Annotated in this window: 9 protein-coding genes; 1 reads left to right on the top strand and 8 read right to left on the bottom strand. The window is 42.8% G+C overall.

What is annotated here, in order from left to right; genetic code table 11:
* The first annotated feature begins 22 nt into the window (after window positions 1-22).
* Window positions 23-373, top strand: a complete 351-nt coding sequence (locus ACMVDV_RS03620) for an MBL fold metallo-hydrolase (RefSeq protein WP_192540535.1) — start codon at window positions 23-25, stop codon at window positions 371-373.
* Between the two features lie 58 nt (window positions 374-431).
* Here ACMVDV_RS03620 and ACMVDV_RS03615 read toward each other — a convergent pair whose 3' ends face one another.
* From ACMVDV_RS03615 to ACMVDV_RS03580, 8 genes are all read right to left on the bottom strand, one after another.
* Window positions 432-941, bottom strand: coding sequence for a ClbS/DfsB family four-helix bundle protein (locus ACMVDV_RS03615; protein ID WP_192540534.1), 510 nt, complete (start codon window positions 939-941; stop codon window positions 432-434).
* Window positions 942-1,256: 315 nt separating this feature from the next.
* On the bottom strand, window positions 1,257-1,700 hold the full coding sequence (locus tag ACMVDV_RS03610) for an SRPBCC domain-containing protein (protein ID WP_192540533.1): 444 nt from the start codon (window positions 1,698-1,700) through the stop codon (window positions 1,257-1,259).
* Between the two features lie 69 nt (window positions 1,701-1,769).
* Window positions 1,770-1,931: a hypothetical protein gene (locus ACMVDV_RS03605; RefSeq protein WP_416157217.1), complete on the bottom strand. Its 162-nt coding sequence runs from the start codon at window positions 1,929-1,931 to the stop codon at window positions 1,770-1,772.
* A 237-nt stretch (window positions 1,932-2,168) separates the two neighbouring features.
* Entirely contained in the window at window positions 2,169-4,103 is a 1,935-nt protein-coding gene (recD, locus tag ACMVDV_RS03600; RefSeq protein WP_416157216.1) for an exodeoxyribonuclease V subunit alpha, read from the bottom strand.
* Window positions 4,100-7,675, bottom strand: a complete 3,576-nt coding sequence (gene recB, locus ACMVDV_RS03595; protein WP_416157215.1) for an exodeoxyribonuclease V subunit beta — start codon at window positions 7,673-7,675, stop codon at window positions 4,100-4,102. The genes recD and recB overlap by 4 nt, the downstream gene beginning before the upstream one ends.
* Window positions 7,662-10,946, bottom strand: coding sequence for an exodeoxyribonuclease V subunit gamma (gene recC, locus ACMVDV_RS03590; RefSeq protein ID WP_416159047.1), 3,285 nt, complete (start codon window positions 10,944-10,946; stop codon window positions 7,662-7,664). Before recC ends, recB begins: the two co-directional genes overlap by 14 nt.
* A 160-nt stretch (window positions 10,947-11,106) precedes the next feature.
* Window positions 11,107-12,138: an alkaline phosphatase D family protein gene (locus ACMVDV_RS03585; RefSeq protein WP_416159046.1), complete on the bottom strand. Its 1,032-nt coding sequence runs from the start codon at window positions 12,136-12,138 to the stop codon at window positions 11,107-11,109.
* Window positions 12,139-12,179: 41 nt separating this feature from the next.
* Window positions 12,180-13,307, bottom strand: coding sequence for an alkaline phosphatase family protein (locus tag ACMVDV_RS03580; protein WP_416157214.1), 1,128 nt, complete (start codon window positions 13,305-13,307; stop codon window positions 12,180-12,182).
* Window positions 13,308-13,321 lie beyond the last annotated feature (14 nt).

Genomic DNA, 13,321 nt, shown 5'->3' with positions numbered 1-13,321 from the left:
AGTTTTTTAATTAGGAGAAATTATGAAAATTACACAGATCAGAAATGCAACCTTAGTCATCGAAGTTACAGGCAAGTATATTTTACTTGATCCCATGCTTGCCAAAAAATCAACTTTACCGAGACTACGTTACTATAAAAGCCAACAACGAAACCCATTGGTTGAATTACCCAGTGCATTCCACCAACTTGAAAATAAGATTGCATACGCTTTGATCACTCATTGTCAAAAAGGCCATTTCGATCATTTAGATAAAGCAGCTGAACGCTGGCTACGAAACAATGAAATTACTACATTTTGCACTAAACACGATTCCCGCTACTTAACTAAAAAAGGGATCAACACTGAAGTATTAAAAGAACAATGCAGCTAGAGCAAGGGTTAAGGTGAGAGTGAGACATTAATGATACAGTAGCCGATGACTACGCTTACTAAATAAAGTTCCGATTAAAACGCCGAACTTTTGTACGCACATTTTTCATAGGTGATGACGTATTAAACTGAATCATACGTCCCAATGTCCATTTTTCGTACCACGCTACACCATATAATTCATCGTCATTTAAGCTTGAAATAAGCAAGAGTATATCGTTGACAGTAACCTCAAGCTCCATAAGTAGATCATCGTATTTCCAGTCTCGATATTCTTCATGGAAACTTTCTGCTAAGAGTCCAAGCTGATTCCATTTATAACCAGTTTCTGGAAAATTCACATGCTGATTTTGTGACCTTAAATGAAACCATTTAAGAACAAGTTTTCCCCAACCAATCAAGTAAGCTACCGTATCGCTAACACTGACCTTTGTACCTTTTACGTTTCCGTCTATCTCGCATTTTCGGGCTGCGCTTACTGGCGTTAAGCGATAATCTGCCATTAATTTAGTAAATATCAAGTTTATGGCTAATTCCAATTCGTCCTTGTTTTCTGGTATAGAAGACATTCTTGACCTCAATTAATACAACGAAACTATAGAGTTACTCGTTTTTAATTTATTTTCATTATTAATGGCTCAACCATATCTGAGTTGCTATTTTGATTCAATCGTTTAGTGGTTTACTACTTGATTAGTAACAATCGTATTTTAGAACCGTGATGGAGCGCACTTATTCTATGTTTGCCGTAAGCGACTAACTTAACGACCGGATAGACAGACGAAATAAACGGCTTTGTTTATTGATTTAGAATTGGCTGGCGCTGTATAAAAACGGTCAAAAAGAATACTAATATCTATTGACGGAGTTAAGGCTCATATGTGTTATTCGCCATTGTCTGCCTCTTTCAGCACATGTGTAAGACGATCAATATTCTGCTTGTTTGCGGAGCCAGCCCTTTCTTTGACAGCTTTGGCTGTTTCCAAATCATCGAAAACCTGTTCCCACGTCAAGTGCGTACCTTCGCTGACAGGAAACAGTTGCACAGTAAGCTTGAAGTTTGGAGGGCAATCATGATGGATGACAATTTTGCTATCAGGCTCAAGTTCTTCGAAGAAACTTTCATTGAGATAGTTTTTTCCATCAGGTCCGTGCATCACAAACTTCCAACGACCACCAACAGTAAACTCAAAAATTTCGAATGTATTGGAAAATCCTTCAGGTCCCCACCATAATGCTAATAAATCCGGCGACGCAAAAGCGCCATATATTTTTTTAGCTGAGAATGGTAAGGTTCTTGAAGTGCGCAGTGCTCTACCTTCAGTCATGACAGTAACTCCTTAATGTGTGGGTTTAGTGCCGCATACCAACGCCGCGCATATGGGCGAAAAAACACGTCAGCAAGTTTGTGTATCCCAGCGGTGCAGGCTGCGAATGTTTTGATAGATACCTATGGCGGAAGTAAATCTGCGATCTTTTCCTTTGCAATCAAAAACAGACATAACATGACAGCCGTATTTTTTGATGTTATTCGTAATTTTTATTTCAGCTTTGTTCATGCCCTAACATCCTATACGCTCCGATTCTAGTGGTACCTCTCCCACAAACGGCAAGCTATTATATTGCTCAATAATTCCACTAAATAGCACTTGTGTAAACAGGTAATTATAAAGGCAAAGTTAGCAGATATCTGTAAGTCGGGATCTATCCCGAAGAGTTTTTAAGCTAAAGCTTAACCTAGATGATAAATTTAACACCGAGCTAAACTTACAACTTACCGCTTAAAACTTAAAGCTTTACTTCAACCTCTCATACAACCCTGATGCTCTGCTTACTGATTTATTCATGGCCATTAATAACACTTTTTTGTCGGCGACAAGTTCGAAGGTGTTTTTGGCGCGGGTGATGCCGGTGTAAACTAACTGACGATTGATGCCTGCGGTTGCTTGGTTTGCTGGTGGCAGTACCATAGCGGTGTAGGTAAATTCAGAGCCTTGTGATTTGTGAATGGTCATGACATACACTTTATCGTGGGCGGGCAATCGCGCTGGCGAAAATGCCCGTTCACTGCCCTGCTCGTCGATAAATACTGCTTTTAATTGGCCGTTTTCATCGAGCATTAAAATACCGATATCACCATTAAATAATTTTAGCTGATAGTCATTTTGTGCAATCATGATCGGCATGCCCACGTAATGACGCTGATCAGAATTAAGGATTATTAAGCCTTGTTGAGCAAGTTGCTTTTCAATACGGTGATTTAAGTTATTTACGCCATAATCACCTTCGCGCACGGCGGCTAGTAATTGGTAGCTGGCAAAGGCTTTATGTACTGCGGCACTGGTTGCTTGCTGGGCAATTAATTGCAGATACTCGGCGTATTTACTGGCGGCACTTTGCACCAGTTTATCAAGTGGTTGGCTGACTAAATCATAATCAAAGATCACGTCTTTAAATGCGCCGCTGTTTACCGCTTGCTCTACGTAATTGAGCTTGCCACTGTTGTTGGTATTCACCGCTTGTGCTAATTGGCCAATACCGCTTTTTGCATCAAAGCGATAACTGTGCTGTAAAAATGCAATACAATCAGCGAGTTTAAAATCACTTGGGTTACTTTGCAGTTTATCTGCGCCGTTAAAACACAGTTGATTCAGCTCTGTGCAGCGCTCAACAGAATAACTTGGTGTTTGGTCAAGCACTAAGCCTTGGCATAGGTCGCTCATTACACTGCCGGTATCTACCGAGGCAAGTTGGTCTTTATCACCCAATAAAATTAGCCGCGCGTGAGCTGGCAATGCTTCAATGAGTTTTGCCATCAAGGATAAATCCACCATCGAGGCTTCGTCGATGATCAACAAGTCAAGGTGCAGCGGGTTGGCCGTTGAATGCCTAAATTTATTGGTAAAGGGTTTAACCCCGAGTAAACGGTGAATCGTCTGCGCACTTTGCGGTATCAAGGTTTTTATGTGCTCAGGAATATTGGTGAGTTTGTCTTTTGCGCCAAGTATTGATTCACTTAATCGTGCTGCCGCTTTACCCGTCGGTGCCACCAGCTTAATACTCAAAGGAGCATGTTGATAAAGTGACTGTAATATTGCTAATAATTTTGTCACTGTAGTGGTTTTACCTGTGCCTGGGCCACCAGTGATCACACTAAACCCTTTTGTAGCGGCCATCGCACAGGCTACTTTTTGCCAGTCTATTTTTTGCGGATCAGTGCTATCGGTTTGCTCCGTTGGAAAGTATTGTTCAAGCAACTGCGCGAGTGCATGGTTATCAACCGTCACTGTTTGTTGGCTCATCTGTAATAAACGTTGTGCAAGGGTATGCTCGTACCCTGCGAGGCGGGCAAAGTACAGTCGGTTATCAAATAACAACAAGGGTTTTTCAGGGCCAACACTGGCATGATGTTGTAAGCAAATAAGTGCCTGTTTGGTGCTAAAGCCATCATTAAATGGGCTTAAGCTATCTGGCACGCTTAGTACCAGCTGGCTAAACTCTGCTTGGCGTAAATTAAACGGATTTTGCCAATCAAGGTCGTGCAACGTTAAGCAGCTATGTTGGCTTTGTTGTGCATTACTGAGCAATAAAATCAGGTAAAAAACATCATCATGTTGATGTTCACAAAGTAATTCCGCTAGTTTTATATCAACCATGCGCACACGATTTTCACTGAGCAAATAATCCAGTAATGGCACTATTACAGGGCTAGTTTGTTGTTCGGTGTTCATAACATGGTTCCTTCACTAAACAAGCCATCTAAAATCAGCACTTGTGCTGTGGTTAGCTTTTTAAAATACACGCCTTTACCCTCGCTCATGCCACGTAAAAAGGTGTAATACACGCCGCCTAAATGTTGCTCTATGCGGTAATTAGGTAGCCGTTGTTTTAATAACCGATGCAAAGCCACGGTATAAATTAAATACTGTAAATGATACTGATGGCTGCTCATTGCTTGCTCTAGGGCATCTTGCTCGTAATCACTTGCTTGGCTACCTAAGTAATTTGATTTGTAATCTAAAATATAATACTGATCGTCATAGCAAAATATTAAATCAACAAAGCCTTTAAGCAGGCCTTTGACATCATAAAAATCCAACCGGCTTTGATTAAAAGCAAACTCTTTAATTAATACCGCATTTAATTGCTTGGCTGATAAGTGACTCAGTGGCAAGTTAAATTCCATCTCCACTAAACATTGCTGCGGGGTTAACACAGCAAGGCTCAAGCCTTGTTCGTTCAATGGGCAATGTAGCGCATCGAGTATCCATTGCTCAGTGGTTGCTTGCCACTGCTCGCTAATGTGGTATTTTTTTAAACTGCGCTCAACCACAGCTGCTAGGTTTTGCTCTGCGTTAGTCGGGTGAACTGCTGGCTGGGTAAAATCGAGTTGCTCAAAAATTTCATGTAAACAACTGCCTGGTTTTGCGCCTTTAGGGAAGCTATATGGCGAGAGTATTGCATCTTGCTGGGCGGCAAACTCGTCTTTTTCGTGATCTTCATCGCTGCGTCCAGGCTCTATATGATCGGTGTACTTTTTAAAACTCAAGGCACTAAAACTGGTGGCGCGCCAATTACGTTCAATACGGGCATTAACTTGATTAACAGTGAGTGTTTCACTAGCAGCTTGGCTGCTGGTAAACGTTAATACGCCCTGCTCGGCAAGTTGCTCTGAGTTAAATTGCTGATAGCCCATTGCGTGATTTTCAGCACAAAACGCTTGCAAATGCTCACGCCACACTTGGCTGCTGGTAATGTCTAAGCCTGCAAATAATACATGCCCTAACGAGCTACTTTGTATTGCTAAGCGGCTGCTTTGTCCTTGGCCAAGGTTATACAAGCCAATGGCACAAAAATGCACAGCACGGGTAAGTGCAACATATAGCAAACGTAAGTCTTCTGCTAAACGTTCTTGCTGGGCTTTTTCTAGCGCGTCTTCACTTTTACTTAAATCGTAAATCAGCTTACCGTCTTGATGATAAAGCGCGTCTTTGGTTTCCCGAAAGCCACTGGCAAACGGCATAAACACCAACGGATATTCAAGCCCTTTTGACGCGTGCATAGTGACTATTTTCACTAAGTTAGCGTCACTTTCTAAGCGCACTTGCACCGCTTCGCCATCTTGCTGGCTAACCTTTTGCGCAAACCAACGCAGTAAACGCAGCGTGCCTTCCAGCTCAATTTGCTTTTGCTGCAGTATTTCAGCCAAATGTCTAAAGTCAGTTAACCAACGTTCAACGTTATAGCCTAAGCCCTGCCATTTAGCACTAAGCTGATTATGGCTAAGGAGATGTTCCATCATTGCCATGGCACCTTGTTTGTGCCAAATTTCGCTCAGGGTGGCAAAAAAGCTTAAATACTGTTGCCACTGGGTTTCGTCTTCATGCAACGCATAAATGGCGTTATAACTGAGGCAAAATAACGGCCCTGCTAATACCCCGCGCAGTAGCGATTCATCATACTGACCGTGTAAGGCTGTTAAAAAATTCAGTAAATGGTGGCTTAACTCTTGATTAAACACGCTATCACGCGACAAATACACGCTGGCAATATGCGCCTCGCTAAGGGCTTTTTTCATTATTTGCGCTTCAACACGGTCGCGCACCAAAATACAAATATCGGCAGCTGTAATAGGTATTGGACCAATACAAGCTCGCCCTTGGGCAGCTTGCTCCAGCAAAGTGACTATTTTATTGGCAAAATACTGTGCTAATTGTTGCTGACCAAAGCCTTTGCTGGTTGGTTTGTTTTTTTCATCTGCGGTGCTGTCTTCGAACACGCAAAATTCAAATGCAGTGGCAGGCTTGCCATCGAGTAAAAATGACTTATCGGCTTTTTTACCTTTTGCTGCGACTGGGTTAAATGGAATAGCGTCATTATAAATAAAGCTGTTAGCGTGTTTACCAAATAGCTGGTTTACGCTTTGTACTACATCGCTACTGGAGCGAAAGTTAGTGCCTAAGGTAAATTGCTGCTCGTTTACAACCGCCTGCTTTGCACCAATGTAAGTAAAAATATCCGCGCCCCTAAAACCATAAATAGCCTGTTTTGGGTCGCCAATCATGGCGAGGGTGGTATTTTCTTGGCCATAAATTTTACTAAAAATGCCGTACTGAATGGGATCGGTATCTTGAAACTCATCAATCATCGCCACCGGAAATAGCTGCGCTATTTTTTGCGCCAATGTATCGCCTTGCTCACTTTGTAGCGCACTGTGTAAGTTGCTAAGTAAATCATCAGGGGTGATCACACTTTGCTCTTGCTTGCGTTTTACTATAGCGGTTTTTACCCAGCTTGCAGCATGTTGCACAATGGCAATGGCTAAGCCTTGATTTACTGTGGCAGTCAGTGCTGCGAGCTCATCAAATTGTGCAATTAGCGGATGAGTAAATAACGGCTGATTTTTTTTATAATTGCTGGCATCGCTGAGGCTATCACTGTCCCACACCGCAAACGAATATTTGCTGGTGCCAAACTCAAAAAAAACCTCGTCGCCTAAACAAAATTCTTCCAGCGCTTGTAAGCTGCCTTTACGCGCCGGTGTTTTTGAACCACTCAGCCCTGAACTTTTAATTGCAGCAATAAACTCGCTCTCTAAACAGGCTTTTTTAAAGCTGGGTACTTTTGCTAAATATTGCTCGCGGGCTTGCCACACATCGTCTAACTTTATTTGTGGTGTGATCTGCGCATTGCCTTTATTTAAAATACTCGACACCTGTGAGAACAACTGCTCTGGCGCGGCGAACACTTTTAATATGGCATCGGTTTTTTCTTTATCTAGCGGGTATACAAAGGCACGCCAAAAATCTTTAATGGTCTCAAGCAGAATATCGCGCTCATCGAGAATAAACTCTAAATTAAACGCCACGCCAGATTCAAACGCATGCTGTTTAAGCATCCGTTGGCAAAAACCATGTATGGTAAAAATAGCCGCCTCATCCATTGATTTGGCCGCTGCATCGAGTAAATCAAAAGCGCGGTGTTTATCGTCAATTGCAGCAATTACGCCGCTTATCAGCTCATCATCAGGGTCTTGACTAAGCAAGGCATCACGAGCGGCAATAATACGGCTGCGTACCCTGTCTTTAATTTCTTGGGTGGCGGCATCAGTAAACGTCACCACCAATATTTGCTCAACACTGAGCGGCACATTAACGGCTGCAGTGGGTTCATCAGCGTTTTGCATACCGAGCAAATAGCGTAAATATAAACCCGTTATGGTATAGGTTTTACCGGTACCGGCACTGGCTTCAATCAGGCTTTGCCCTGTTAGCGGCATAGTGAGTGGGTTAAGCGCTTGCATAATCACTCTCCTTGGCGTGAGCAAATAATGGCGCCAGCAGTTGCTCGCTCCAGTTTATAAATTCGTCTTGGCAATCGGCTAACGACTGCACGGTTAAGCGAATATAAGGATCTTCCCCCTCGCCACGGCCAATGTATTGCGGGCTAAATTTACTCATCGCTTTGTTTATATCACCGCCGCTTTTAATGTATTCATAACCACTAACCGGAAAAAACGCCACCGGAGCTTGTCGTAACGCTTTATACAAAGCAAACCAATCGGCTAACAGCGCATCGGCAGCTGCTTTGCTAAGTGGCGCAAAACTAATTTGTTTATCAAGGCCCAGCAGTAAAGTTTCAACGTTTTGCTGCATGCTTTGTGCTGCTAAATGATAAATAAAGCCTTTGATCAGATCTTTGGCTTTAATGCTGGCACTGCGGTAAAACACTTGTTTTTGCAAATACACTTGGTTTAACCAGCCTTCTACTTGGGTACTTTCAAGAATTAACTTAACCTCAATCGGCTCACTTTTACCGCCCTTTATTTGCTCTTTCACTTGCCCTGAGAGTGCATCAACGCGGTGCTGCATACTGTCGTAAATAATGTCGCCCACATTGGCTTGCGGTAAATCGCCGCGCTGCAGTATTTGTGCAGTGCTGAGCGGTTGCTCGTTAATATTCGCTTGCAGGATCTCATCGAGGTAAAAATAACGTTTTAGTGCATCTAAACTAAATGGCTCTTCGTCTTTAGCCACTTCATTAAATTGCGGTAAGCGCAAACCTAAACTTTGTTGATAAAAGCTCTCTTGAGCATGACAGACACTGCGAATAAACACATCAAGATCAAGCTGCTCAGGCGCACTAACATTAAGAGCTGTTGCAGGCTCTGGCATTATTGGCGCAGTAGGTAGCCAAATTGGGTTATAGCTGTGATCACTTTGCAGCGTGTGGTTTAAACTTGGTTGATAATACTGGCTATTAAAGGGCTGCAAATGCTGCTGGGTAATTAAGCTCTCTGGTAATTTTTTATCAACCTGTTCAGCGTATACAAAGCTGCGGCCAATGTATTCTAATAACTCGCTAACCAAGGTTGATGGCATACGCGGTTGGTTATCAAAACACGAGCGACCAATGTAGCTCATATATAAGTTATCGCGGGCACTGAGCAGTGCTTCTAAAAACAAATAGCGATCATCCAATTTACGTGATCGGTCACCTTTTTGCTTTTTAGAATACGGCACTAAATCAAAACCAATCGGCTGCACGGTGCGTGGGTAGTCGGCATCATTAAGGCCAAGCATACACACCACTTTAAATGGCACTGCGCGCATTGGCATTAATGTACAAAAATTCACTTGACCGACTAAAAAGCGTTGCCCTACGCCTTTTTCTTGAATACCTTGTTTGATTAAATAACTCACAATACGCTGCGACACGGCTTGGCTGTAATCGCCATTGTCGTGGTGTTTTTTAAGCTCGTCGAGCACGTTTTGCAGGACTAATAAATCCCAACTATCGTCGCTGTCGCTTTCATAAATTTCGCTTAGCAAGTTTGCCAAAATAGCGGCTTTGTTGGTCAACGTATCATCTGGGCTTAGTTGTTCTTTATAGTGTTGTAATACATCAATAAAATGTACTAATTTATTGAGCGTATCAAGCGCCATACCTTCTACTTCATCGGCGCTGTAAATACCCTTGTAAGGACATTGTTCGTCGCGCTGCGCAATCCCCAGCAATAATCGGTTTAAACCATGTTGCCAAGTATTTAGCTCAATGGCAGGTAAATCAAAACTGTGTTTATGCTGTGCGTTGATGCCCCATTTAACGCCAACGCGCTCCAGCCAATACTGAATTTGCTCGTACTCATGAGCTTCAACACTGAACTTTTCGGCTATTTGGCTCACTTGCAGTAAGTCGAGAATGTCTGACACCCCAAAGCGCGAAAACGGCAAATTAGCTAGGCTTGCAAACGAACTCAGCACCGGTTTTTCTTGCTCAATAGCTAAATCCGCCAACGCATAAGGGATAAAGCGCTCGTGTTGCGCACCACCAAACACCGCTTCAATATAAGGGCTGTAGGTGCCCACATCGGGCATCATGACGATGATGTCTTTTGGTGTAAGATGTTTGTTTTGGTTAAATAAGTTAAGTAGGTAATCGTGCAACCGCTCAACTTCTCGAAGCGGTGTATGGCAGTCGCTGAGGGTAATGCTGGTGTCGTCAAAGCTTATTGGTAATTTGCCTTGCTCATTGATAAACCATGCTTTGTCTTCGCTTAATGATTCACCTTTAAACGCCAGCTGATAAATTTCACTTTGAATTTGGCCAAGCAAGCTGTCATCAAATGCGTCAATAAAACCATCGAGCCAATTGGCGTCTAACTGAACTAGTTGCTCAAAGTAATCACGGCCGAGTTTCCCCCACGACGATAGCAGCGGGTTACCAATAAAATAGTAATCTTGATCGGGTTTAGATTGCGCGTCTAACAGAGGTTTGATGGCATATTTAGCGGTGATTTTTGCGGCGGTTTTTTCATCAACGACATCACCCCAATAGTGCGCACTGGGGTTAAAAAAGAATAAGTTAACTTCTGTTTTTTGACTTAAAGCTGTAAACACCTCAAGTTGTGAGCTGGCAATCGCAGATATACCAAATAAATTAATGCGTTTAGGTAATAAACTAGCGTCCATCAATGCAAGCGCGTTGAGCAGCTTACCTTGCATATTAGCGCGATGGAATTGGCTTTGGCCAAGTTCTTTACTGTGCTCAACAATGCGTCGCCACAGATCAGGCTGCCATGGCGCTATGCTTATGTCTACATCGTCTAGTTTATCAACGCCGCTGTCCCAGGTTGCGATCCAGTGCGGCCGATACATTAAATATTGGTCGTACACGTCGGCAATTTTTTCACACAGTGCAAAGGTTTTTTGCCCGTCGCTGTCGCCCGCTAAATAGGTTTTCAGCGGTAAATACAGCGGTTCATCAATGCAACTTGGTAATATGGCAAACAGTTTCCAAGCAAGGTTAGGCTTATTAAACGCCGATTCTTTGGGCACATTAGGCAATAACTGCTGGTATAACTGCCAAATAAAGCTCGATGGCAATGGGAACTCCACCTGCGCAGCAATACCGAGCTGCTCACTCAAACCAATTTTAAGCCACTGCGACATCCCTGGTGATTGTACCAGCACCACTTCTTTGTCAAACACACTAGGTAAGGGATTTAACTTTAACAGTTGATGAAACTGCGCTTGCAGGGCTTCCATCCGGTTTGATTGAATAATATTAAGCATGGCGACACTGTTGTTGCTTGAGATAAAACCAGTGTAAGATATTTTCAATTACAGGGGTAGCCAAAGTCGTTAATTGACTGTAATAAATCAGATGCTTAGCTTGATATTTAAACGCAGTAAACTCACAGCTGCAATCCATAATGCTGTGAGCCTAGCATTGTTATTTATACGGGCTAATACTCGACAAACTAAATTGGCTTTGCATAATAGTTTTGCCATCAATGCCTTTAAGCTGTAATGAAATAGCTGGATCTTCTTGTTGCCAATCTATGCTTAAATCACCGTAGTTTACTTCATGGGTAAATTGCCCAACGCGGTGCTTATTGGGGCTGACGTCTTTCCATTTTTCAGTCAACCCTGAGCTGGTCATTTCAGTTAATGGGTAATCGAGGTTGGCACTGTATTTTGAAATTTCTCCCCAGTGTGTATCACCACTGATAATAATCACCCCATTTACGCGGTGTTTTTTAATAAGTGTGAATAAACGCGCGCGGTCCTCAGGAAAATTAGCCCATGATTCCCAGCCTGTAAAGTCAGGCAACAACTGCAAACTTGAGCTAATCAGTTTTATTGCTGCGGGCTTTTTCAGTTCTTGCTCAAGCCATTGCCACTGCGCCTCACCCAGCATCGACGCGCCTTTTACCTCAGTTGGGCTGTATGGGCCTTGATTGTTTGCTTTACGTTTAGTGTGATATTCGGCTTCGCTAACAGGATTAAGTGCATCACGATTCCAACGTAGATCAGGCATGATCACCTGCACTGTTTGCTCGCCTTGTCCATACCTGTACGAAGTATAAATACCATCAGCACGAGTACGCCTAATGGATGCTTTTGGCTCTTGGAAGAAATCGAGCATAATTTGCCGAGATTGCTGTTTATGTGGGTATTCTTTGCCCGCATCGTTTTGGCCAAAATCGTGATCATCCCACATGGCGATAATCGGCGTTTGCGCTCTGAGTGTTTTAAAGCCCGGTTTTGCCCCTAGCTTTTGATACTTATCAGCCAATACTTGCATATCGTTAGTGTCACCATAAATGTTATCCCCTAAAAAGATAAACAAATCGGCATTCTCTTTATTGATCGCATCAAAAATGGGAATCGCTTTATCTTGATGACCACAGGACCCAAACAGAATTTTTTGTGGCGTAGTTATTTGCTCTGATGAACTAAACGCGGTAAAACTCATTAACATGCTTGCCAGCAGCGTTGTTGTGATCATAGTACTTGCAGACTTCATTTTAATACCTCAGCGATCGCCGGTGCCATGTTAGGATTTATCTGTTGTGGGTTTTCACCCAGCGCTGTTAATACGGTAGCAGCAACTTGCGCTTGTTTAAGCTCGGTTTTGGTTGTCACTAAACCGGTGGCTTTAATGGCAGGACCCATTGCTGCAAACCAAATATGTTCAGAGCCAATTATGCCTTCAGGAAACGCTTTACGCCCTTGCTCTGAGTTTGCTAACGCTTGTTTTGAGCTATGATGTTGCCAATCATTAGCGTGACTGCCACGGCCATGATCTGTGGTGATGATCAAGGTGGTGTTGTTTGTATAGCCCGGCGTTTTTTGAATGGTTTGCCATAAGTCTTGAATAAATGCATCACTTTGCTTAGCTGACTTTAAATAATGATCGTAAGCGCCATCATGGGCAAAATCATCGGTTTCACCTAAGCTTATCACCAATAATTTAGGCTTGTTAGCCAACATATACGCTTTAGCAAAACGGTAGGTAAAACTATCAAAACGGACATTGTGCCAAGGGCTTGGGATCTCATTTTGCAGCGCATTTAACAGCGCCGCATCTTTTGATAAACCCTCGGCAATTGGCATAAAGCCGGCATTGACATACACACCACTGCGCTGATCATTCACAATAAACGGGAATACATCCCAACTGCCAAATAATGCCGTTTTGTGTTTATATTCAGGCTGTTGCTCAAGCAGTTCAAGCATGGTTTGATTTGGGTTTAAGATTTTATTATTACTGTTAATGCCCTCATCAACAAACCCCGTTAAAATTTCGTTGTAGCCTGGGTATGAGAAATACCACGGATTACTCACCGACATCTTAGAGCCATTACTTCTATCGCCAATAATCGCACCTTGTTTAGCCACCGTTTGCGTTATAAAAGGCATTAACAATTGTTGACGTTGTTTACTGTCTTCATGCCAGAATTCAGCCTTAAGTTGTTCGCTGTGTTTAACAAAATCAGGGTTGCTGAGCAAATTAGCATCCGCGCCGTTAAACACCTCTTGCCAGCGCACGCCATCAAGCGTGACTAACACTACATTTTGCGTGGCAACTGCCAATTGGCTGGTTAACAGCACTATGCCTAGTAAATTTAGTTTGATTAATTTTTTCATTTTTCACCTATAAA

It is taken from the genome of Pseudoalteromonas sp. ASV78 (assembly GCF_047806705.1).
GTDB classification, from domain to species: Bacteria; Pseudomonadota; Gammaproteobacteria; order Enterobacterales; family Alteromonadaceae; genus Pseudoalteromonas; species Pseudoalteromonas prydzensis_A.
This window is presented reverse-complemented; position numbering and strand designations above follow the sequence as displayed.

Excerpts from the sequence above, each read along its gene's own strand:
- recB (WP_416157215.1), bottom strand. The coding sequence starts at position 7,675 with ATGCAAGCGCTTAACCCACTCACTATGCCGCTAACAGGGCAAAGCCTG.
- ACMVDV_RS03580 (WP_416157214.1), bottom strand. The coding sequence starts at position 13,307 with ATGAAAAAATTAATCAAACTAAATTTACTAGGCATAGTGCTGTTAACC.
- ACMVDV_RS03615 (WP_192540534.1), bottom strand. The coding sequence starts at position 941 with ATGTCTTCTATACCAGAAAACAAGGACGAATTGGAATTAGCCATAAAC.
- recC (WP_416159047.1), bottom strand. The coding sequence starts at position 10,946 with ATGCTTAATATTATTCAATCAAACCGGATGGAAGCCCTGCAAGCGCAG.
- ACMVDV_RS03585 (WP_416159046.1), bottom strand. The coding sequence starts at position 12,138 with ATGTTAATGAGTTTTACCGCGTTTAGTTCATCAGAGCAAATAACTACG.
- ACMVDV_RS03620 (WP_192540535.1), top strand. The coding sequence starts at position 23 with ATGAAAATTACACAGATCAGAAATGCAACCTTAGTCATCGAAGTTACA.
- ACMVDV_RS03610 (WP_192540533.1), bottom strand. The coding sequence starts at position 1,700 with ATGACTGAAGGTAGAGCACTGCGCACTTCAAGAACCTTACCATTCTCA.
- ACMVDV_RS03605 (WP_416157217.1), bottom strand. The coding sequence starts at position 1,931 with ATGAACAAAGCTGAAATAAAAATTACGAATAACATCAAAAAATACGGC.
- recD (WP_416157216.1), bottom strand. The coding sequence starts at position 4,103 with ATGAACACCGAACAACAAACTAGCCCTGTAATAGTGCCATTACTGGAT.